The sequence below is a fragment of the Coprococcus sp. AF16-5 genome, from assembly GCF_003479365.1.
Classification (GTDB): domain Bacteria; phylum Bacillota; class Clostridia; order Lachnospirales; family Lachnospiraceae; genus Coprococcus; species Coprococcus aceti.
In genome coordinates this window covers 1-22,538 of the sequence record NZ_QUGZ01000003.1, presented here as the reverse complement: position 1 = coordinate 22,538, position 22,538 = coordinate 1, and the positions used below count along the sequence as shown (strand labels likewise).

18 protein-coding genes and 2 tRNA genes are annotated in these 22,538 nt (G+C 45.0%); 18 read left to right on the top strand and 2 right to left on the bottom strand.

Translation table 11 applies throughout. From position 1 onward, the window contains the following. Positions 1-72: 72 nt before the first annotated feature. Positions 73-2,145 (bottom strand): GH25 family lysozyme, encoded by a 2,073-nt coding sequence (locus DWW70_RS08640; RefSeq protein ID WP_118017364.1) that lies wholly within the window; start codon positions 2,143-2,145, stop codon positions 73-75. A 170-nt stretch (positions 2,146-2,315) separates the two neighbouring features. Then, on the bottom strand, positions 2,316-4,898 hold the full coding sequence (locus DWW70_RS08635; protein WP_118649677.1) for a fibronectin type III domain-containing protein: 2,583 nt from the start codon (positions 4,896-4,898) through the stop codon (positions 2,316-2,318). A 247-nt stretch (positions 4,899-5,145) separates the two neighbouring features. Here DWW70_RS08635 and DWW70_RS08630 point away from each other — a divergent pair, with 247 nt between their 5' ends. The 18 genes from DWW70_RS08630 to DWW70_RS08545 all read left to right on the top strand — a co-directional run bounded on the left by DWW70_RS08630 (position 5,146) and on the right by DWW70_RS08545 (position 22,463). Continuing rightward, positions 5,146-6,057 (top strand): DUF1189 family protein, encoded by a 912-nt coding sequence (locus DWW70_RS08630; protein WP_118649676.1) that lies wholly within the window; start codon positions 5,146-5,148, stop codon positions 6,055-6,057. 57 nt (positions 6,058-6,114) lie between these two features. Further along, the gene (pyk, locus tag DWW70_RS08625) at positions 6,115-7,860 is read left to right on the top strand and encodes a pyruvate kinase (protein WP_015533853.1); all 1,746 of its coding nucleotides are present in this window, start codon (positions 6,115-6,117) and stop codon (positions 7,858-7,860) included. Positions 7,861-8,014: 154 nt separating this feature from the next. Further along, on the top strand, positions 8,015-9,376 hold the full coding sequence (locus tag DWW70_RS08620; RefSeq protein WP_117874608.1) for a C40 family peptidase: 1,362 nt from the start codon (positions 8,015-8,017) through the stop codon (positions 9,374-9,376). A 215-nt stretch (positions 9,377-9,591) separates the two neighbouring features. Beyond that, on the top strand, positions 9,592-10,119 hold the full coding sequence (gene hpf, locus DWW70_RS08615) for a ribosome hibernation-promoting factor, HPF/YfiA family (RefSeq protein WP_022215810.1): 528 nt from the start codon (positions 9,592-9,594) through the stop codon (positions 10,117-10,119). A gap of 166 nt (positions 10,120-10,285) precedes the next feature. After that, on the top strand, positions 10,286-12,859 hold the full coding sequence (secA, locus tag DWW70_RS08610; RefSeq protein ID WP_015533855.1) for a preprotein translocase subunit SecA: 2,574 nt from the start codon (positions 10,286-10,288) through the stop codon (positions 12,857-12,859). A gap of 23 nt (positions 12,860-12,882) precedes the next feature. Further along, positions 12,883-13,995: a peptide chain release factor 2 gene (gene prfB / locus DWW70_RS08605; RefSeq protein ID WP_118649675.1), complete on the top strand. Its 1,113-nt coding sequence runs from the start codon at positions 12,883-12,885 to the stop codon at positions 13,993-13,995. Between the two features lie 126 nt (positions 13,996-14,121). Continuing rightward, positions 14,122-15,321, top strand: a complete 1,200-nt coding sequence (locus tag DWW70_RS08600; protein ID WP_117550604.1) for a homoserine dehydrogenase — start codon at positions 14,122-14,124, stop codon at positions 15,319-15,321. A 133-nt stretch (positions 15,322-15,454) separates the two neighbouring features. Beyond that, a complete protein-coding gene (locus DWW70_RS08595; RefSeq protein ID WP_022215807.1) occupies positions 15,455-16,660 on the top strand; it encodes an aspartate kinase in 1,206 nt (401 codons plus the stop codon). 202 nt (positions 16,661-16,862) lie between these two features. Beyond that, positions 16,863-17,342 (top strand): deoxycytidylate deaminase, encoded by a 480-nt coding sequence (locus tag DWW70_RS08590; protein WP_015533858.1) that lies wholly within the window; start codon positions 16,863-16,865, stop codon positions 17,340-17,342. A gap of 62 nt (positions 17,343-17,404) precedes the next feature. Then, complete coding sequence (tsaE, locus tag DWW70_RS08585; RefSeq protein WP_118649674.1) at positions 17,405-17,842, top strand: tRNA (adenosine(37)-N6)-threonylcarbamoyltransferase complex ATPase subunit type 1 TsaE; 438 nt, start codon at positions 17,405-17,407, stop codon at positions 17,840-17,842. Continuing rightward, positions 17,839-18,564 (top strand): tRNA (adenosine(37)-N6)-threonylcarbamoyltransferase complex dimerization subunit type 1 TsaB, encoded by a 726-nt coding sequence (tsaB, locus tag DWW70_RS08580; protein WP_022215805.1) that lies wholly within the window; start codon positions 17,839-17,841, stop codon positions 18,562-18,564. Before tsaE ends, tsaB begins: the two co-directional genes overlap by 4 nt. After that, positions 18,557-19,015: a ribosomal protein S18-alanine N-acetyltransferase gene (gene rimI / locus DWW70_RS08575; RefSeq protein WP_118649673.1), complete on the top strand. Its 459-nt coding sequence runs from the start codon at positions 18,557-18,559 to the stop codon at positions 19,013-19,015. The genes tsaB and rimI overlap by 8 nt, the downstream gene beginning before the upstream one ends. A 138-nt stretch (positions 19,016-19,153) precedes the next feature. Continuing rightward, positions 19,154-19,369: a hypothetical protein gene (locus tag DWW70_RS08570; protein ID WP_118649672.1), complete on the top strand. Its 216-nt coding sequence runs from the start codon at positions 19,154-19,156 to the stop codon at positions 19,367-19,369. A 40-nt stretch (positions 19,370-19,409) separates the two neighbouring features. Continuing rightward, a complete protein-coding gene (locus DWW70_RS08565; RefSeq protein ID WP_118649671.1) occupies positions 19,410-20,324 on the top strand; it encodes a ribonuclease Z in 915 nt (304 codons plus the stop codon). Positions 20,325-20,351: 27 nt separating this feature from the next. Continuing rightward, entirely contained in the window at positions 20,352-21,374 is a 1,023-nt protein-coding gene (gene tsaD / locus DWW70_RS08560; RefSeq protein ID WP_118649670.1) for a tRNA (adenosine(37)-N6)-threonylcarbamoyltransferase complex transferase subunit TsaD, read from the top strand. 54 nt (positions 21,375-21,428) lie between these two features. Then, positions 21,429-22,202 carry a 2-C-methyl-D-erythritol 4-phosphate cytidylyltransferase gene (gene ispD, locus DWW70_RS08555; protein WP_118649669.1) on the top strand — a complete coding sequence of 258 codons (774 nt, stop codon included), beginning with the start codon at positions 21,429-21,431 and terminating at the stop codon, positions 22,200-22,202. A 46-nt stretch (positions 22,203-22,248) separates the two neighbouring features. Further along, positions 22,249-22,334 (top strand) — tRNA-Ser (locus DWW70_RS08550). 40 nt (positions 22,335-22,374) lie between these two features. Further along, positions 22,375-22,463 (top strand) — tRNA-Ser (locus tag DWW70_RS08545). Positions 22,464-22,538 lie beyond the last annotated feature (75 nt).

Here is a 22,538-nt window from a genome sequence, read left to right as displayed (position 1 = left end):
TCATTATGATAGATACAAAATAGGCGTCATACCTGATCAGGTATGATGCCTATTTTGTTGTTTGAATTAAGACTAGTTTATTCTTATGAAATCGGATCTTACATATCCGGTGTATTTCTTTGAGCCCTTGGTGTAAGTGATCTTATACCACGCATTCTTGCCGGAATATTTGCAGCCGCTGATCTTGACCTTTGATCCTCTGGCAAGTTCCCGGATGATACGTTTGTTGGTTCCTGCCCCTGCCCTGAGACGGACCTGGCTGTCAATGACTGTTCCGCTCAATGAGCTAGCTTTTGCGGGAGCTTTTGAAATGTCGCCATATACTATCGAACCATTGACATTCTTATATGCAAGAATCCTGTAGCCGAAGCCGCTCTTCAAAGCAGGAAGTATACAACTGGTTGTTTTGTAAGAGAATATTTTCTTTACTCTTGTGTATTTGTTATGGGCAATATCATATTTGTATATGATGTAGCCGGATACATTTGAAAGCTTCTGCCAGTGCAGACAGCGATACGAACCGAGAGGAGTATACTTAAATGAAGATGTAAAGGTTCGTGGCTTTGTACATTTGCTGAACTCCAGGCGGTTGCTGTACATGATCACACCGTTGTATTCATAATACGCCCTCACGCCGAATTTGTATGTTGTGGCGGGAGAAAGTCCGGTAAAGTTATAACTTCTGGATTCGTCGCCTATGCATCTTGCAATTCTGTCATATTTACCAGTGGACGTGTTGTATTTGTACACGAAATAGCCTGTGACTCCGGAAATCTTGCTCCAGCGGACATTAATGGAACTGGAAGTCCTGTCTGCTATTGCGGCCTGGGCAGGCATGTCCGGGGCGGTATCGAAGATTGGAGGTTCAGGATCTGTCGATGCAGTTACAGCCTCTGCATAGATGGCGGTGCAGCTATATTCTTGCGAGTAAGCTCCGAATACAGTGCCGGTATTTAATTTATGGTATCCGCGCACCATGTAGGTATATTTTTTACCGCTGGTGAGACCGTTATCAGTGTAGGTCAGAGTGCCGGCCCCCTTTGTTGTTCCAATCGACACATATTTTCCTTCGGCCTCATCGTAACGCACTATCTGATAACCATATACCTCAGGAACCTTATTCCAGGTGAGGGTTATGGATGAGCTGGTCGATGACTTAAATGTGAGTTTTGTAGGTGCTGCCGGTGTATTTACATATTTGAAATCAAGATCCGTCGGATAGCTTATTCCGGCGACGGTTCCGTTGTCATCGTACTGCCAATATGAATGAGTGGCGGTCAGCGTGTCTGAATCGTTGTACTGCGCATTCCATATTGGGTATTTGTTGTTTATACTGGTGATGTTCATGTCATCGGTTATAACACTTTTGCTCGCATACAGCATGCCCACGTAGCCACTTGCTTCCACTGTACTGCAAAAAGTGTTGATGACCGTGGTGGCAGCGCTTTTGGACAGGTGCGCATTGTAGAGCCTGCCGGTCAGTCCACCCTCCCATGCGTATTCGTAGTCCATGACGATGGGAAGTGTAAGGTTGTAAGAGGATACGATGTTCAAGGTGTATGCCGCCTCCTGCCTGGCCTCGGTGGCGTTTATGGCCTGAGAGTAGAAGTACGCTCCGACATCAATCCCTGCCGCAGTTGCATTCTTGACATTCTCAGCAAATTTGGAGTCGACGAAATATGCACCTGAACCATAGTACCTTCCTCCAGCCCTGATAAAGGCAAATGTAACGCCGCTGGATTTTACCTTGCTCCAGTTGATGGAACCGTTCCACTCCGATACATCTATCCCCTTCATGACAGTGGAGTTCTTGAACTGGGATGCGTGTGTATATGTTGTCGATGAGAGCGTGGCAACACCATAAGGATTAGCGCTGTCTGACTGCTTTTGCAACTGCCTTATCGTCTCAGGATCGTTGCCGTAAATACTATATATGTGGTCGATCTCGGCATCGGTCAACTGAGTGTAGTCAAAGTTACCTTCATCCACAACCTCTTGGACCTCAGATCTGGTCGATGATGTTGAGATGGTGGAGGTGTCAGCCGCGTATACTGTGGCAGAGTGGAAGATATTATCTGCCGCAGTCAGTATAAATATTCCAAGGGAAATAATAAAAAGTTGTTTAGATAATCGTTTTATTCTCATGTAAGCCTCCTAATATAAATGTTACAATTATATTACGAAAAGATTATTAAAACATTATTAATAAAAGGCCTGCGTGAGAAAAATATTGAGAAAAATATAAAAAAATAGGGGAAAGCAGGAGATACAAAGTATGTATGCTTTTCCCTATTTTAATTGTATAAGTATAAGAATTACTTGACACGTATGAAATCAGATCTTATATAGCCGGTATATTTTCTGGAGCCTCTGGTGTATGTGACCTTATACCAGATATATCTTCCAGACTTTGCATAGCCGGAGATCTTGACTTTTGAACCCCTTGCAAGCGTTCTGACTACTCTGCTGTTTGTTCCGGCTTTTGCACGGAGGTTTACGCTGCTGTCAGTGATTGTTCCGGTAAGAGATGTATTCTTGACCGGTGCATTTGACATTGCTCCGTAGTATATCTTGCCGTTGTACTTCATGTAAGCAAGAACACGGTAACCGTAGCCTCTTCTGAGGTTAGGAACAAAACAGAAATTTGTCTTGTTGGATGTTATCTTCTTAACTCTTGTGTATTTGTTTGCCTTCTGATCATACTTGTATACGATGTAGCCGTCAGCGTATGACAGCTTTGACCACTGGAGGAATCTCTGCGATCCAAGTGGTGTGTATTTGAAGGATGATGTAAAGGTTGCCGGGAGAGTGCAGGAGCTGAAATCCTTGCGGTCGCTGAAGCCTGTGAATCCATTCCGCTCTGTGTATGCTCTCACTCCAAATTTGTATTCTGTTCCGGCTTTAAGTCCTGTAAATGTGTATGTTCTGTTGCTGCTTCCGCTGATACGTGCCACCTGCTCAAATGACTTGATGGACGTATTATATTTGTATACCGTGTAGCCCGTGGCATCAGAAATCTGTGTCCATCTTATGGTCACGGATTTGGCTGTCCTTGATGCGGTTGCGATCTGGGAAGGAACAGCAGGTCCGGTAAATCCGCTCACTGCGCTGGCTGTCTCTGTGTAGTGGTATGTTCCATTTTTCTTGTAATATGCACATACCGTGTAGCTGTACTCGGTTGAATGAGGAAGTCCCTTGTGTGTGTATGTGTCAGTAGACTTGGAAGAGATCTTTGCAAGCCTTGTCCAAGTAGCATTGGATGGCTCCCATACATATACGATATATCCGTCAACATTTTCCTGCTTATTCCACTTCAGTGTAAGTGAGCTTGTGTAGGCTGAAGTGATCTTGAGCCCTGTAACCTCGCCTGGGTCGGTGGTTATGGTCTTGGCATCTGACAGAACGTGCCAGATGGTGTTGGTATCAGTTGTTGTGTATGCGCGTACCTTGTAGTTATATTTTGTGCCAGGATTGAGCTGGCTGTCGGTAACGTCGCAGTCGTCAGGAGAATTGGTCGTGGCAATCGTCTCGTAGCTGCCTGATGAACCGTTGCTTCTGTATACTCTGTATCCTGTTGCTGCAGGGATAGGTGACCATGAAAGTTTTACAGATGTAGGCGCTGTAACTGTAGCCGCAAAGTTATCTATGGTATCAGCTATTGTAATACCGGTACACTCTGCTGAGTAGGTTCCGTAGATGGCTCCTGAGCTCAATTTGTAATATCCGCGTACCTTGTATGTATACTTTTTACCGTCCTGAAGATTCTTATCTGTAAATGTAGTTGTTCCGGCACCCTTGGCAGTTCCCACGGAGACGTATTTATCTTCGGAGCTGTCGTAACGCACGATCTGGTAAGCATAGACCTCAGGGATCTTCGTCCATGTCAGTGTGATAGTGGAGTCTGTGCACGCTGACTGTGTCAGAGATGAAGGCGCGGCAGGAGATTTGACATATCTGAAATTCATATCAGTTGCATTGCTGATTCCTGACACCTTGCCGACGTCGCTGTACTGCCAGTATGAATGTTTCACTGTGAGAGTGTCCGTGTCGTTGTACTGGGCATTCCATATAGGATATGACTGTGCGATCGAAGATGCGTTCATGTCGTCTGTGATGACAGTCTTGCTGGCGTAGATCATGCCTACGTAGCCCTTTGATTCAACTGCCGCACAGAATGCTTTTATGACATTTGTAGCTGCGCTCTTGGAAAGGTGGGCGTTGTACAGACGACCGCTCAGACCTCCATCTTCCCATGCGTATTCATAATCCATGACAACGGGATAAGTTATGTTGTAGCCTGAGATCAGGTCGGTAGTGTATTTGGCTTCTGTCTTGGCCTCCGATGTGCTGATGGCCTGTGAGTAGAAGTACACACCCACGTCAACACCTGCATTCAGTGCATTTTTGATATTATCCTTGTATGTAGAATCGATGAAATATTTTCCTGAACCGTAGTAGCGTCCGCCCACACGTATGAATGCGTAGGATATTCCTGCGGCTTTAACCTTTTTCCAGTTGATGTTGTCGCCGTTCCACTCGGATACGTCTATGCCCTTGATGACTTTGTAGCCATCGAACATAGAAGAGTGGGTATATCTGGCACTCAGCGTAGCTATATCGCCGGTGGCGTTGTAATCGGATTGACGCTGGAGCTGTTTGATGGTTTCGGGATCATTATTATACAACTCGTATATGTGATCGATCTCTGTACCGTCCAGCTCTGTGTAGTGGAAGTTTCCATCGTCCACCACCTGCTGTACATCCTCCCTCGTCGATGTAACGCTTATGTCGGACATGTCTGCGGCATAGGCTGTTTCGGGCACGTTGCCGGCAAATGCGAATACACTTATACCCAGAGCAGCGCCCAGAATTATCCTGGTAAATTTTCTGATAATCATGAATTCCTCCCGTTTTGTAAAAAGTTTTTAGCACAGTTTACATAATATAATGTACGCTATGAAAAGTCAATAAAACTGCACTGATTTGTTACGAATATATTACAAAATGCTTATTAAAATCCAGCTAAAACATAAAGCCTGAATGAAAAACAAGAAAAAAGTCGGTAAAGGTTGATGTTTTTCATATTAAATACATAAAGTCTATGTTATAATTAGCAGGCATATGAAATTTGGAGGACAATAACTGTTGGATGATAAAAAAAGAGTTGGATTTTTAGGCGCGCTGAAGAACATGTTCGTAGGTGTCGCAAAACCGGAAGCTTATTACAGAAATGGACGATTTGGACGGATGTCATCGGCGATGCTGATAACATTTATCATGAGCACACTGACTTATCTGGTGATATTCTTTATTCCATATAACCAGTTGTTTGGCGGCGGAAGGTTTGCGGACAGGATAGACCGGAATATGGAGGATTTTTCACTGACCGGAGATGGTTTTTACTACGATGGGACATTCGACTGGTCGGATGATGAGAACATGTCCTACATAAAGATCGACACATCGAAGACGAAAGTGGATGAAGCTGTTGCAAGAGACCTTGCTGCAGACGGCGGGTATCGTACCGTATTCATCATATCAGCGGATGAGATACTCACATATAACTCAGGAAGAACACAGATCATAAGATGTAAGGATATATATGAATCCCTGAATGAGACATATGGATTCAAGGCTGTTACAAAGCAGGATGTGATCGATCTCATAAATAAGCTCGACACACCAGTGCTTGTGCTTGCATGGGTATTTCAGATAATTGTTGGATTTGTGCTCACGTTGTTCTGGTCACTGCTCATAACGGTAGCGGGACTGATAGCGGCATCCATGAAGAAGATAGAGGTATCATTTGGCACTATTTACAAATCTGCCATATATATAAGGTTATTATGGTATTTCCTCATGATGGTCATTGCAACATACATATGGCCGGCGAAGAGAACGATGGGGATGTTGGCGCTTTTCATATCTGTGATATACATATTTGCCGCTGTATCGCAGTATCATAAGAATAACCCGGATGACGATCCACAGGAAGGTCCGGCACAGGTAGAACAGAATGATCTGGCGCAGGAATTTGCCCAGTATGAGCAAAGGTAAATAATTATAGAAGACACATTCAAATACAATATATAAAACAGTAGGAGGAGTATTCATATGAATTTGAGAAAGACAAAGATAATTTGTACATTGGGACCGGCGACGGACGATGATGAGGTGCTCAGAAAGCTCATGATCGAGGGTATGGATGTTGCCAGATTCAATTTTTCTCATGGTGATCATGCCCAGCACAGGAAGAACAAGGACAGAGTGGAGAAGCTTCGTGAGGAGCTTGGACTTCCGGTTGCAACACTGCTTGATACTAAGGGCCCGGAGATAAGGGTTGGGGACTTCAAGGAGGGCAAGGTTGAACTCGTAGAAGGACAGACATTTACACTGACGACAGAGGATGTGGTGGGCGACCAGGCAAAGGTATCCATTACATACAAGAATCTTGTGAACGATGTCAAGCCGGGAGATACCATACTCATCGATGACGGCCTTATAAATATGAAGATAGAGAAGGTTACTGATAAAGATATCGTGTGCCGCGTGGAGAATGGCGGACCTGTATCAAACCACAAGGGTGTAAATGTTCCAAGAGTTAACCTCACCATGCCATACATAAGCGATGTAGACAGGGCGGATATAATCTTTGGTATTGAGAATGATTTCGATTTCATCGCTGCATCATTTGTAAGATCAGCCGACGATATACTTGAGATCAGGAAGATCCTTGACGAGTATGAGTGTGACAATATCAATATCATCGCCAAGATTGAGAATATGCAGGGCGTTGACAATATAGACGACATAATCAGAGTGTCCGATGGAATCATGGTTGCAAGAGGAGATATGGGTGTTGAGATACCTCTTGAGGATGTGCCTATCATCCAGAAGATGATCATCAAGAAGGTATACAATGCGGACAAGCAGGTCATAACAGCTACACAGATGCTTGACTCCATGATGATACATCCAAGACCTACCAGAGCAGAGGCGACAGATGTTGCAAATGCCATATATGACGGAACAAGTGCAATCATGCTCTCAGGAGAGACCGCAGCGGGCAAGTATCCGGTTGAGGCTCTTCACACCATGAAGACCATCGCAGAGAGAGCAGAGCGAGACATAGATTACAACAAGAGATTCTTCAACAGGGATGCGGTGCAGAATCCTGATATAACGAGTGCTATATCACATGCGACATGTACAACGGCCATAGACCTTGCAGCGGCAGCCATCATCACTGTTACCAAGTCAGGCAAGACAGCGAGAATGCTCTCAAAGTACAGACCAAAATGTCCGATCATCGGATGTACCCCTGTTAAGAAGGTTGCCAGACAGATCAATCTTTCATGGGGAGTTCAGCCTCTTCTTATAGGTGAGGAGAACAACACTGACGATCTCTTCGAGCATGCTGTTGATGCGGCAAAGAAGCACGGCTATGTTAAGGACGGTGAGGTGACTGTAATCACCGCCGGAGTCCCACTTGGCGTGACCGGCACGACAAACCTGATAAAGGTACACGTTGTAGGACATATCCTTGTAAAGGGCTTCTCTATAAATGAGAGATCTGCAACCGCACCGCTCTGTGTATGCGAGTCAGAGGATGAGCTCATCAAGAACTATAAGGATGGAGACATAATCGTCATAAATGAGACCAGCAACAGGATCATGGATCAGCTCAAGACTGCATCTGCGATCGTGTGTGAGAAGAACGGGGGCAATTCACATGCTGCCATAGTCGGACTCAGCCGTGACATACCTGTTATCCTGGGTGCACAGAACGCGACCAAGATACTTAAGTCGGGCTCTATAGTTACTGTAAATGGCGAGGATGGAGTTGTAATTTCAAACTAGTACATGTAACAAATATGTAACAAAAAATAAATACAAACGTATAAAACAACGCCTCCTGTGTTGACAAATGTAATCATTATTGCTATACTACAATAGATTTGTAACAAAGATGTAATAATTGTTGCGTTAAGATCAGCACAGGAGGTTTTTTATAATGTCTAAAGCAAAGTCATTTAAGAAGACTATAGTTGTTGCTGCAGCGGCAGGAATGATGATCACCACTTCCATAGGAACGGTGAGCGCGGGACAGATATACAGCGATTCAACTGTAGGTATTTCATCTGCATTTGACAGATATGCTAACACCCTTGCGGGCAATGATAAAAACGCAGGCGATGCTGCAAAGGCGGCAACGTCCACAGATGCACAGAAGACTACAGCATCCGCAGGAAAGAATGCTGCGGAGACCAAGAAGGACAAGACAAGCGAAGAGAACAAGGTGAAATATCCTGATTTCAAGGATAAGTGTCTTGTTGCCACCGAGGATTATGTGAATATAAGATCGGGAGCCGGAACTGATTCAGATGTAGTTGGTATCATAGGGAACAATGGAATAGCAACCATAGAGAAGAAGGGCAAGGAGTGGACCAAGGTCACATCAGGTGACTGTACAGGATACATAAGGAATGACCTGCTTCTTTTTGGAGATGATGCGGGAGCCTATGCCGAGGCGAACTGTCCGAAGCAGGTAACTGTCAATACAGAGACACTCAACGTAAGAACAGAGGCTGATGTGAACTCCGACTGTATAACACAGGTTGGATCAGGCCAGAGCTTTGATGTCATATCACAGGATGACAAATGGGTGCAGATAGCACTTGACGACGAGACGAATGGTTATGTCAGCACTGAATTTGTAGATGATACATATGCATTTGCAACTGCCAAGTCCATGGAGCAGATCCAGGCAGAGCTTGATGCGAAGGCTGCGGAAGAAAAGGCGGCAGAGGAGCAGGCAAGACAGGAACAGGAGAGCGCAGACGAGGCAGAAGCTGAGGACGCATCAGATGACAGCCAGAGCACAGAGGATGATTCCTACACGCCAGATCAGCCGGATACAGATTCTGCAGATCAGTCATCGGATACATCAGACGACACATCATCTGACAGCAGTGATTCAGACGATTCACAGAACAATGTAGTGGCACCGAGCGGCCAGACAGGAATAGACCTTGCGAACTTTGCAACACAGTTTGTGGGTAATCCATATGTATATGGCGGATCGAGCCTTACGGATGGAGCTGACTGTTCAGGCTTTGTCATGGCTGTATACGCTCAGTTTGGATATTCACTTCCACACTCAGCGGGAGCACAGTCACAGTATGGAACAAGAGTAGACACTTCAAGTCTTGAGCCTGGAGACATACTTTTCTATGGAGACAGCTCTATAGAGCACTGCGCTATATATATCGGAGACGGAATGATAGTACATGCCAGCACAGAGGAGACCGGTATCAAGATATCCTCTGCATTCTACAGAGATCCGCTCTGTGCAGTCAGAATCATAGGACAGTAGACAAGCTGTATATAATAGGGTATAATGAATACATTGAAGCGCACATGGTATACATGTGCGCTTTTTGTGTAAAATGGCGAAAACATGACAGCGAAAATAAATAAAGTTGTCAATATGCACATAAAAATACGTCAAATATATTGAAAAAAAGACTCGTTGTGGTATAATGGTCATATCAATTTGGATCATATCCAAAAAAGAAGGAGTTGGGCATCATGAATTACATAATCAGCGGTAAGAACATTGAAGTTACAGAAGGACTTAGAAATGCAGTACAGGACAAGCTCTCAAAGCTTGAGAAGTACTTTGCGGCTGATACTGGCGCACAGGTCACATTCAGCGTTGAGAAAGATAGACAGAAGATAGAGGTAACGATTCCTATGAAGGGACATATCATCAGAGCCGAGCAGGTTAGTGATGACATGTATGTTTCGATCGATCTCGTTGTAGAGGTTATTGAGAGACAGGTTACCAAGCATCGTAAGAAGCTCATTGACAAGGAGCAGAATGTAGCATACCTGAACGATGCATTTGTCGACGAGGACGTTGAGGATGATGACGATATCAAGATCGTGAGAACTAAGAAGTTCGAAGTAAAACCTATGTATCCAGAGGATGCATGTATCCAGATGGATCTGCTTGGACATAATTTCTATGTATTCAGGAATGCAGAGTCAGATGAGGTCAATGTCGTATACAAGAGAAAGGGCGGCACATACGGAATCATCGAGCCTGAATATTAAGATCAGATATTGGCAAAAGCACGGTTAATATAAGTGCCGATGATAATTGAATATAGTATTTTAAAGGAGACTTTCGGTTATAGAAGGTCTCCTTTTTGCTTGATATAAATGTCATATGATGTTAGAATGTACCCTGAATAACGATAGCTAGGAGGTCAAAAACAACATGGGTTTGTTTGAGAAAATATTTGGAACGCACAGCGAGAAGGAATTGAAAAAGATCAATCCTATAGTTGATGCGATAGAGGCACTCGACGAGAAGATGCAGGCACTTTCAGATGAAGAGCTGAGGGGCAAGACACAAGAGTTTAAGGACAGACTTGCTGCCGGCGAGACGTTAGACGATATATTGGTAGAAGCATTTGCGGTTGTGAGAGAGGCTGCATACCGTGTACTTGGAATGAAGCATTACAGGGTACAGCTCATAGGAGGAATAGTTCTCCATCAGGGAAGAATCGCAGAGATGAGAACGGGAGAAGGAAAGACACTTGTATCAACACTTCCTGCTTATCTGAATGCCCTTGAAGGAAAGGGTGTCCATGTTGTAACTGTCAACGATTACCTGGCAAAGCGAGATGCTGAATGGATGGGGCAGGTGCATGAATTCCTCGGACTTAAGGTCGGAATCATACTCAACAGTTCCACAACAGACGAGAGACGTGAGGCGTATAACTGCGATATTACATATGTTACCAACAACGAGCTCGGTTTCGATTACCTGAGAGATAACATGGTAATCTACAAGGAGAAGCTTGTTCTGAGAGATCTTCACTACTGTGTAATCGATGAGGTGGATTCAGTCCTTATCGATGAGGCACGTACTCCTCTTATCATATCCGGTCAGAGCGGCAAGTCCACAGAGCTCTACAAGATGTGTGATTACCTTGCGAGACAGATGAAGCGAGGTGAGGGTGATGGAGAGATATCCAAGATGGATATGCTCATGAAGACAGAGATAGAGGAGGATGGAGATTTCCTTGTAAATGAGAAGGACAAGTACGTCATGCTCACTGCAAATGGTGTGAAGATGGTAGAGCAGTTCTTCCATATTGACAACCTCTCAGACCCTGAGAACATGGAGATCCAGCACAATATCATCCTGGCACTCCGTGCACATAACCTCATGTTCAGAGACAGAGATTATGTGGTGAAGGATGATGAGGTACTCATCGTTGATGAGTTTACCGGACGTATCATGCCCGGACGTAGATTCTCAGATGGTCTGCATCAGGCTATAGAGGCAAAGGAGAATGTAAAGGTCAAGAGAGAGAGCAAGACTCTTGCAACGATCACATTCCAGAACTTCTTCAACATGTTTGACAAGAAGGCAGGTATGACAGGTACAGCCCAGACAGAGGAAGAGGAGTTCAGAGAGATCTATGGAATGGACGTTGTTGTCATTCCTACGAACAGACCTATACAGAGAATAGATCAGCCGGATTCTATATTTAAGACTAAGAAAGAAAAGCTCAATGCGATCGTTGAGCAGATTAATATAAGTTACAGAAAGGGACAGCCGGTGCTTGTCGGTACGATCAATATCGACGCATCAGAGGAACTCAGTCATATGCTGTCCAAGAGAAAGATACCTCACAAGGTGCTCAATGCCAAGTTCCACGAGCTTGAGGCTGAGATAGTTGCGGATGCTGGACAGAAGAATGCGGTAACCATCGCGACTAACATGGCAGGACGTGGTACTGATATCAAGCTCGGCGAGGGTGTTGCAGAGCTCGGAGGACTCAGGATCATCGGTACAGAGAGGCACGAGAGCAGACGTATCGATAATCAGCTCCGTGGACGTTCAGGACGACAGGGAGATCCGGGAGAGTCAAAGTTCTATCTGTCACTGGAAGATGATCTGATGAGACTTTTCGGATCAGAGAGAGTTATGTCAGTGTACGATACCCTTAAGATACCTGAGGGCGAGGAGATAGAGCATAAGACTATTTCCAACTTCGTAGAGAAGGCACAGAAGAAGATCGAGGGTAACAACTTTGCCATAAGAAAGAATCTTCTTGAGTATGACCGTGTTAACAACGAGCAGAGAGAGATCATTTACAAGGAGCGTAGACGAGTTCTTGACGGCGAGAACATGCACGAGGTTATCCTCAAGATGATAAAGGATGATATAAATGCAGCAGTAGATCAGGTATGCTCATCAGAGACAGCACCTGAGGATTGGAATCAGGTAGAGCTGGATGACATGATAAGGGGCATAGTTCCATTTGCTGAGCCGGTTACACTTACCGAAGAGGAGATCAAAAAGGCAGATATCAGCGAGCTGAAGGATAGACTGTACAATGAAGCTCTTGAGCTCTATGCTGCCAAGGAGGAAGAGATTGGTGATCCTGATCAGATGAGAGAGATCGAGCGAGTTATACTCCTCAAGACTATAGATAGAAAGTGGACAGATCATATCGACGACATGGATAATCTGAGACAGGGAATCGGACTTAGATCACTTGGCCAGAGAGATCCTGTTGTAGAATACAAATTCGCAGGATATGACATGTTCAATGACATGACAGCAGCGATCCGTGAGGATACCGTAAAGCTTCTTCTCAGAATAAAGGTTGAGCAGAAGATTGAGCGTGAAGAGGTGAATAAGGTTACAGGAACTAATAAGGATGACACAGTGTCAAGGGGACCTGTAAAGAAAGCCAAGAAGATAGGCAGAAATGATCTCTGTCCATGCGGAAGCGGTCTGAAGTATAAGAACTGCTGCGGTAAGAACGCATAAATACGTGATACAGGAGAAACCAAGTGATAGAATTGGATGAGTTCAGGGCGACGATGGCCTCCTATAGGGATCCCTTGGGGGAGGTCAAGTCATCCCTTGACATTGAAAACAAGACAGACAGAATAGCAAAGCTTAATTATGAGATGGAACAGCCGGGTTTCTGGGATGATATCGACAGATCCCGTGAGGTATCGAAGGAACTGAAGGGACTTCAGGATCTGGTTGACAACTATAAGAAGCTTGAGAATGACTATGTGGATATAGATACACTGATCCTGATGGCGGAGGAGGAGAATGATCCGAGTCTTGTGCCTGAGATAGGGGAGCAGATAGATATATTTACGAAGGAATTTGAGGAGTATAGGATAAATCTTCTCTTCACTGACGAGTTTGATGACTGTAATGCGGTACTCACACTCCATTCAGGAGAGGGCGGAACGGAGTCCTGCGACTGGGCGAGTATGTTGTACAGAATGTATACCAGATGGGCAGAAAAGCACGGCATGAGTGTTGAGGTGCTCGATTTCCTTGAGGGCGATGAGGCTGGTATAAAGTCTGTGACCATTCAGATAAATGGGCAGCATGCGTACGGATATCTCAAGTCAGAGAAGGGAGTGCACAGACTGGTAAGAATATCACCATTCAATTCGGCCGGCAAGAGAATGACTTCGTTTGCATCCTGTGATGTCATACCGGATATAGAACAGGATTTGGAGATAGAGATTAGGGATGAAGATATAAGGGTAGATACCTACAGATCGAGCGGTGCAGGTGGCCAGCATATCAATAAGACATCATCGGCCATCAGAATCACACATTATCCTACCGGTATAGTTGTTCAGTGCCAGAATGAGAGATCACAGCTCATGAACAAGAATAAGGCTATGCAGATGCTGAAGTCCAAACTTTATCTTTTGAAGAAACAGGAGAATCTGGAGAAGATTTCGGACATCCGCGGAGAGGTAACTGACAATGGTTTTGGAAGTCAGATAAGATCGTATGTGCTCCAACCGTATACCATGGTCAAGGATAAACGTACATCCTATGAGAATTCAAATGTATCGGCGGTTCTCGATGGAGATCTTGATGGATTTATGACAGCCTATCTCAAATGGGTGAATAAGGTTGAGGTGTAGCAGCACATGAGAGTCATTTGATGATAAGAAATTAGTCTTTGACAATGACGCTTTATACTGATAAAGTAATGACGTACTAAACTTGCATTATTATGCAGAAAAAGGAGATAAGAAGGAGATAAAAACATGGTGAATATAGCAGTATTAGGTTATGGTACAGTGGGTTCAGGAGTTGTGGAAGTGATTAACACCAACCATGATATTGTTAACAAGAGAGCTGGACAGGAGATAAACGTTAAGAGAGTGCTTGATCTCAGGGAGTTTCCTGGGGATCCTGTCGAGAACATTCTCACCCATGATTTTGAAGATATACTTAACGACGATGATATAAGCGTCGTTGTGGAGGTTATGGGAGGTGTTGAGCCTGCATATACATTTGTCAAGAAGTGTCTGCTTGCCGGCAAGAGTGTGGCAACCTCCAACAAGGAGCTTGTGGCCGTTCATGGACCTGAGCTTATAAAGATTGCCAGAGAGGGCGATATCAATTTCTTCTTTGAAGCATCAGCAGGCGGTGGAATTCCTGTTATAAGACCACTTAACACATCCATAACTGCGGATGATGTTACGGAGATCACAGGAATACTCAATGGTACAACGAATTACATCCTAACCAAGATGGATAAAGAGGGGGCTGACTATGCGACAGTGCTGAAGCAGGCACAGGAGCTCGGATATGCGGAGCGCAATCCTGAGGCTGATGTAGAGGGTGGCGATGCGTGTAGAAAGATAGCTATACTTACATCTCTCGTATATGGCAAGAACCTGGATTACAACAGGATACATATGGAGGGAATAACCAGGATAACAACAGATGATTTCAAGTATGCAGATAAGATGGGTTACTCTGTAAAACTTGTCGGAACAACCAGAAAAACAGACGGCAAGCTATATTCATATGTTGCCCCGGTCATGCTTCCACATGACAATCCGCTGGCAAAGATAGATGATGTATACAATGGCATACTTGTACATGGTAATGCACTTGACGACGTAATGTTCTACGGCAAGGGCGCCGGAAAGCTTCCAACAGCGTCTGCGGTTGTATCAGACGTTATTGATGCAGTGAAGAATGCGGGAAGACATGTTCCTATCATATGGGAGGACGAAGAACTTGAGATGGGTACATTTGCGGACTCAGAGAGCAGATTCTTTGTCAGAACAGATGAGAAGGATGAGGCTGCCATCAAGGCGGTATTTGGTGATGTTGAGTATGTCGATTCTGATCTCGATGAAAAGGCATTTGTTACAGCAGTGATCACAGAGGGTGAATTTGAGGCACGTTGCAATAAGATTGGTGTCAAGAGTGCTCTTAGAGTGCTGGATTAGTACAATATTATTCAATGACCTTGCAATCCTAGTGGAATTGCGGTATTTTACAAAAGGCTTATTTCTTTTTACCGGACCGCTCCGGTGAAGAGTTAAATATACAAATTTTCAAATGAGCGATCAGGAGGACAATATGTTAATAGTAAAGAAGTTTGGTGGTACTTCTGTTGGAAATACCGAAAGAATCTTTAACGTGGCCAAAAGATGTATTGAGGACTGGCAGAGGGGGAACGACGTAGTCGTAGTTCTGTCTGCGATGGGTAAATACACAGATGAGCTGATAGATATGGCTAAGCAGGTAAATGAGAATCCACCTAAGAGAGAGATGGATATGCTTTTTACAATAGGTGAACAGATGTCCGTATCGCTTATGGCTATGGCTATGAATTCTCTTAAAGTTCCTGCAATCTCTCTGAATGCATTCCAGGTGGCAATGCATACAACTTCAGTGTATGGCAATGCGCGTCTGAAGAGAATCGATGTTGAGAGAATAAGACATGAGCTGGAGCAGAGAAAGATAGTTATTGTCACAGGATTCCAGGGAATTAACAAGTATGACGATTACACAACTCTTGGTCGTGGTGGTTCAGATACAACGGCTGTTGCACTTGCAGCGGCACTTAACGCTGATGCGTGTGAGATATACACAGATGTGGATGGAGTATATACAGCAGATCCACGTAAGGTAAAGACCGCACGTAAGCTGGATACGATAACATACGATGAGATGCTTGAGCTTGCTACACTTGGAGCAGGCGTTCTGCACAACCGTTCAGTTGAGCTTGCAAAGAAGTTCGGCGTTCAGCTGGTTGTTCGTTCAAGTCTCAATTTTTCAGAGGGTACAATAGTTAAGGAGGATACTGGAATGGAGAAGATGTTAGTTAGTGGAGTTGCAGCGGATGCAGATTCAGCGAGAGTGGCAGTTGTAGGATTAGAGGACACACCGGGTGTTGCATTCAAGCTTTTCAACCTGCTTGCAAAGAATGACATCAATATAGATATGATACTGCAGTCAGTAGGAAGACATGGAACAAAGGATATTACATTCACATGTAGTGATGAGAATGCAGACAAAGCAGAGGAGATCATCAAGAACAACATAGGCAAGTTTGAGAGCATAGATGTCAACAAGAATGTTGCAAAGGTTTCTATCGTTGGTGCAGGAATGCAGTCAAATGCAGGTGTTGCAGCCAAGATGTTCGAGGCTCTCTATGATGAGAATATCAACATCAGAATGATCTCAACATCAGAGATCAGAGTTACAGTTCTCATCGACGAGCAGTATACAGAGCGTGCAATGAACGCGATCCATGACAAGTTCGCACTCGGCGATCGTTAATTCTAACAGAATCATATGAAGTTCTGTTCTGCAGGACCTTACAATATACGCCGGGGGAAACTCCGGCTTATATTATCATAAGGGGGAACCGCCGTTAAGGCGGGGGATTCCTTATGATGAAGCAGACGCCGCGCGGAGCGCCTTTCATGCGTCTGCACCCGTAGATAAGGGGGATATAAAAGAAGTTGAAAGGAGTCAGGGTATGAAGAGAACAGATTACATATCGTGGGATCAGTATTTTATGGGCATTGCGATGATGTCGGCAGAGAGAAGCAAAGACCCGTCAACGCAGGTTGGCGCGTGTATAGTGGACAAGAACAACAGAATTCTGTCCATGGGATATAATGGTATGCCGGCAGGATGCGACGATGACACAATGCCGTGGGGAAAGTCCGGAGCCCCGCTTGACAACAAATATTTCTATGTATGCCACGCGGAGCTGAACTCTATTCTTAATTACAGAGGTGGCAATCTCAAGGATGCGATCATATATTCTACTCTGTTCCCGTGCAATGAATGTGCCAAAGCTATTATTCAGTGCGGTATAAAGGAAGTAGTGTATATGTCAGACAAGTATGCGATGACAGAGAGCACCATAGCCTCCAAGAAAATGTTTGACATGGCTGGTGTTGCATACAGACCATTTGAAGCAAAAGGCAGGAAGATCACGCTCAATCTTTAGAGGTAACAGAATAGTTCCGGAATACCGGAGAGAACACATATGTATGACAGACAGGAGAGAATATGGTCATAGAGAGTAATAGCAAGGAAGAAACCTACAATGCAGGAGTGCAGCTTGGACAGAATGCAGCTCCTGGCCAAGTGTACTGTATATATGGAGATCTGGGAGTTGGCAAGACGATAATATCCCAGGGGGTGGCAGCTGGACTTGGAATCACTGAAGTGGTGAACAGCCCGACTTTCACTATTGTGAAGGAGTATGACGAGGGCAGATTGCCTCTGTATCATTTTGACGTGTACAGGATCGGCGATGTAGACGAGATGGATGAGATAGGCTACAATGAGATAGTGTATGGAGATGGAGTATGCCTTATAGAGTGGGCTAACCTCATCGAGGAGATATTACCTGACACATATACCAGAATCGACATAGAGAAGGACCTTTCGAAGGGCCTTGATTACAGGCGTATTACGATAGAAGAGAGGCATGATCAGATATGAAGATCTTAGCATTTGACAGCTCAGGACTTGTGGCGAGCGTTGCCATAGTCGAGAACAATAATTTGATAGCTGAATATACAACCAACTACAAGAAGACACATTCCCAGACACTGCTTCCTATGCTGGAAGAGATCGTGAAGATGACAGAGACGGACAAAGAGAGCTTTGATGCGTTGGCTGTTGCTGCAGGACCGGGATCATTTACAGGACTCAGGATAGGCTCAGCGACGGTCAAGGGACTTGCACTTGCATGGAATATACCGGTTATTGCGGTGCCGACACTTGAGGGGCTTGCATACAATGTGTGGGGAACTGACAGACTTATCTGCCCTATCATGGACGCGAGAAGAAAACAGGTGTATACGGGACTTTACAGTTTTAACAGTGATGACAGGCTTGAGACGATAATGGATCAGACTCCTATGGATATTGCCGACCTTATAGACCAGCTCAATGAGAGAGGGGAAAAGGTTATATTTGTGGGAGATGGAATAGATGTGTATGCTGATGTTTTAAAAGAGAAGATGACGGCAGACTACGCATTTGCTCCGGCACACATGAATAAGCAGAGAGCTGGCTCGGTGGCAGCCGCAGCCCAGGTGAGATATGCAGCCGGACAGTATGAGGAGGGGGATACATTTGCCCCTGAATATCTCAGACAGTCACAGGCAGAGCGGGAGAGAGCTGAAAAGGCAAAACTGGAGAATGATGGACATGAATAGCTGTTTTTCCCATGTACGCCCGAGACTGGCAGATATGAAAGACCTGGCCGGGATAGCTGCACTTGAGATGGCGGTGTTTTCGCATCCGTGGAATGAGGAGATGGTGTCCTCATCTATACAGGGGACATACGATCATGTCAAGATCCTTGAGACTTCTGAAGGAGAAATCGCCGGCTATATCATATATTCGGCGGTGTGTGACAGTGCAGATCTGCTCAGGGTAGCAGTGGATGCCGGATCAAGACGTCGTGGCATCGGCTGTAAGCTGATGGAAGCCATGATCGATGACTGCAAGGACAGGAATGTGCAGAGCATATTTCTGGAAGTCAGGGAATCCAACGCTGCTGCGATAGCTATGTATGAGCAGTTTGGATTTATAAAAATTTCTACAAGAAAAAAATACTACGACTCACCGGTGGAGGATGGTCTGGTTATGCAAAAACAGTTGTAGTAATAGATATATGCAGAATATACAGTGCGTGGAGAACACATTTGCACGGCTGGAAAACATTGTCGGTATATTCTGTGAAGGATCTGGCTTATAATCAGACTCATAACAGGGCTGCATGCAGTCGGACAGGAGATAAATATGAGTGAGATCAGATGTAATAGGTGTGGAAGGATAATTGTATTTGGAGATATGCATAACAAGGAGGATTACGTCCTTATTCAGAAGGAATGGGGGTATTTCTCACAAAAGGATGGCAGAAAATACACACTCAGGATGTGTGAGGGCTGTTACGACAGACTTGTAAATGAATGTGTCATACCTCCAGAAATAGATGATGTGACAGAGTATGCATAGAGTATGCATATAGACTCTGCCTTAGAAATGGAGATAGAAGATGATAGACGTATGTCTTTTGGGGACCGGAGGGATGATGCCGCTGCCATACAGGGCACTTACATCTCTCGTGGTCAGATATAACGGACACGAGATGCTGATAGACTGCGGAGAGGGAACCCAGACCTCAATGCGTCAGCAGGGCATGATAGGCTTTAAGCAGATAGATGTGATCTGCTTCACACATTTTCATGCAGATCATATAAGCGGATTGCCGGGGCTGCTGCTCACGATAGGCAATGCCGAGAGAACGGAGCCACTTCTTATGGTTGGCCCAAAGAGACTTGAGAAGGTAGTCAATTCCCTAAGGGTTATAGCGCCTGAGCTTCCGTTTGAGATCAGGTTCCAGGAGCTCTCAGAGGCTGAGGAGAGCTTTATGTGGGAGGATCTCAGGGTGGATGCATTCAGGGTGAATCACAATGTGACATGTTATGGATATTCCCTTTCGCTTCCAAGAACAGGAAAATTCAGCGTGGACAGAGCTAGAGAGAATGAGATTCCAATGAAATACTGGAATGGCTTGCAGAAGGGCAACACATACGAGGAGGATGGACACATATATACTCCTGATATGGTGCTTGGTCCTGACCGCAAGGGCCTGAAGCTCACATACTGCACAGATACCAGACCGACCCCCCTTATAGAGAAGTATGCAGTCGGATCAGATTTGTTCATATGCGAGGGTATGTACGGCGAAAAGGAGAAAGAGATAAAAGCCATAGAGCATAAGCATATGATGATGCAGGAGGCTGCGGCCATAGCGGCAAAGGCAGATGTGGGGGAGATGTGGCTTACACATTACAGTCCGTCGATGGCAAAACCGGCGGTGTTTATGGATGAGATAAGAGAGATATTCCCGAGAACTATTGCAGCAAAGGACAGGACGACAACAACGCTCAAGTTTTCGGAGGAGTAGAATAGATCGACAAAGGTGAGATGAATTATGGAGAAAGATGTAAAGATACTGGCTATAGAATCCTCATGTGATGAGACATCCGCAGCGGTTGTTGTGAATGGAAGAAACGTACTGTCAAATATAATATATTCACAGATAGATATCCATACACTTTATGGAGGCGTTGTGCCGGAGATAGCTTCGCGAAAGCACATAGAGAAGATTACACAGGTCATAAGACAGGCGCTCAAAGAGGCAGAGTGCACACTGGATGACATAGATGCGGTTGCAGTCACATATGGACCGGGGCTTGTTGGTGCTCTTCTCGTTGGTGTGGGAGCAGCCAAGGCCATAGCATTTGCAAAAGATATACCACTTGTTGGTGTGCATCATATAGAAGGTCATATAGCAGCAAATTATATAGAGAACAAGGAGCTTGAGCCTCCGTTCATGTGCCTTGTTGTGTCAGGAGGTCACACACATCTTGTAAAGGTAGTCGATTACGGCAAGTTTGAGATACTGGGAATAACCAGGGATGATGCGGCAGGAGAGGCATTTGACAAGGTAGCAAGGGCTATAGGACTGGGCTACCCGGGAGGACCGAAGATAGATCGTAAGGCGAAGGAGGGCAACCCTGACGCTATAGAATTTCCAAGGGCAAAGGTGGCAGAATCAGCCTATGACTTCAGCTTTAGTGGCCTGAAGTCCGCAGTGCTCAACTATATCAATCAGGCTCATATGAGAGACGAGCAGATCAATGAGGCCGATGTGGCAGCATCGTTCCAGAAAGCAGTAACGGAAGTGCTCACAGAGCATGCGGTTGCTGCGGCAAAGGAATACCATATGGATAAGATAGCCATAGCTGGCGGAGTTGCGTCCAATTCTGCTCTCAGAGCCAGCATGAAGGCGGCCTGTGAGCAGGCTGGGCTTACATTGTATCATCCGTCGCCGATACTGTGCACGGACAATGCGGCCATGATAGGTGCGGCGGGATACTACGAATACATAAATGGAACAAGACATGGATGGGATCTGAATGCCATACCAAACCTCAAGCTGGGTGAGAGATAACCAGCCTGGTCAAGTGTGTGATGGTGTCAGACTACTACTAAGGAGAAGATGAACATGGGCGATGCGGATAATGCTGATTACAAGGAATCAAATATAGAAATCTTTGATACAGTGGATGAAGTAAAGGTCACGGCAATAGTCCTTGCAGCCGGAAAGGGCAGCAGGATGCACAGCGATATACTTAAGCAGTTTATGACGCTGGGAGATTATCCCGTACTGTATTATTCGCTCAAGGCCTTTCAGGACAGTCCGGTTGATGACATAATCCTTGTCACAGGTGAGGATTATGTAGAATATTGCAGAAATGACATAGTAGACAGGTACAACATCACCAAAGTCAGGAAGATCGTGACCGGTGGGGCAGAGCGCTATGACTCCGTACATAATGGACTTATTGCGGCGGATGGTGCGAAGTATGTACTCATCCATGATGGTGCGAGACCATGCATAACCCAGAAAATCATCACAGATTCTATAGATGCAGTAAAGATATATTCTGCGTGTACAGTGGGTGTACCTGTGAAGGATACCATCAAGATAGTAGATGAGGATCAGATGGGAGTGGATACTCCTGATAGATCCAGGCTGTGGCAGGTTCAGACTCCACAGAGTTTTAACAGGGAACTTCTGCTTACCTGTTATGATGGACTGGCGCATGACAAATGTCAGGTTATAACGGATGACACAATGATAGTGGAGCGTTATAGCAGCGTCAGAACGAAGGTGATAATGGGGGCGTATGAGAACCTGAAAATCACCACTCCTGAGGATTTAAAAATTGCTTCAAATTTTTTGGAAAAAGATGTTGACACAAAGATGGTAAAGTGATAATATGTACAAGTCGCCGGTTGATGGCGACGAACAAAAACAACTTGGAGAGATATCGAAGCGGTCATAACGAGGCGGTCTTGAAAACCGTTTGTCCGAAAGGGCGCGAGGGTTCGAATCCCTCTCTCTCCGCTGGCTTTCATACATAATGAAAGTTCAAGCGCTTGATACTGGAGAAGTACCCAAGCGGTTGAAGGGGCTCCCCTGGAAAGGGAGTAGGCCGTTAATAGCGGCGCGAGGGTTCAAATCCCTCCTTCTCCGTTAGACATACTTAGTATCAGAGCTATATAAGAACCTTGAAAAATTAACAACATGACAACCCTGAAATTCCAAACA

Bases quoted from the DNA above. Each gene is read 5' to 3' on its own strand.
- DWW70_RS08620 (WP_117874608.1), top strand. From the start codon at position 8,015: ATGTCTAAAGCAAAGTCATTTAAGAAGACTATAGTTGTTGCTGCAGCG.
- pyk (WP_015533853.1), top strand. From the start codon at position 6,115: ATGAATTTGAGAAAGACAAAGATAATTTGTACATTGGGACCGGCGACG.
- DWW70_RS08635 (WP_118649677.1), bottom strand. From the start codon at position 4,898: ATGATTATCAGAAAATTTACCAGGATAATTCTGGGCGCTGCTCTGGGT.
- hpf (WP_022215810.1), top strand. From the start codon at position 9,592: ATGAATTACATAATCAGCGGTAAGAACATTGAAGTTACAGAAGGACTT.
- DWW70_RS08640 (WP_118017364.1), bottom strand. From the start codon at position 2,145: ATGAGAATAAAACGATTATCTAAACAACTTTTTATTATTTCCCTTGGA.
- DWW70_RS08565 (WP_118649671.1), top strand. From the start codon at position 19,410: ATGATAGACGTATGTCTTTTGGGGACCGGAGGGATGATGCCGCTGCCA.
- ispD (WP_118649669.1), top strand. From the start codon at position 21,429: ATGGGCGATGCGGATAATGCTGATTACAAGGAATCAAATATAGAAATC.
- rimI (WP_118649673.1), top strand. From the start codon at position 18,557: ATGAATAGCTGTTTTTCCCATGTACGCCCGAGACTGGCAGATATGAAA.
- tsaE (WP_118649674.1), top strand. From the start codon at position 17,405: ATGGTCATAGAGAGTAATAGCAAGGAAGAAACCTACAATGCAGGAGTG.
- tsaB (WP_022215805.1), top strand. From the start codon at position 17,839: ATGAAGATCTTAGCATTTGACAGCTCAGGACTTGTGGCGAGCGTTGCC.
- DWW70_RS08595 (WP_022215807.1), top strand. From the start codon at position 15,455: ATGTTAATAGTAAAGAAGTTTGGTGGTACTTCTGTTGGAAATACCGAA.
- DWW70_RS08600 (WP_117550604.1), top strand. From the start codon at position 14,122: ATGGTGAATATAGCAGTATTAGGTTATGGTACAGTGGGTTCAGGAGTT.
- DWW70_RS08590 (WP_015533858.1), top strand. From the start codon at position 16,863: ATGAAGAGAACAGATTACATATCGTGGGATCAGTATTTTATGGGCATT.
- secA (WP_015533855.1), top strand. From the start codon at position 10,286: ATGGGTTTGTTTGAGAAAATATTTGGAACGCACAGCGAGAAGGAATTG.
- DWW70_RS08570 (WP_118649672.1), top strand. From the start codon at position 19,154: ATGAGTGAGATCAGATGTAATAGGTGTGGAAGGATAATTGTATTTGGA.
- tsaD (WP_118649670.1), top strand. From the start codon at position 20,352: ATGGAGAAAGATGTAAAGATACTGGCTATAGAATCCTCATGTGATGAG.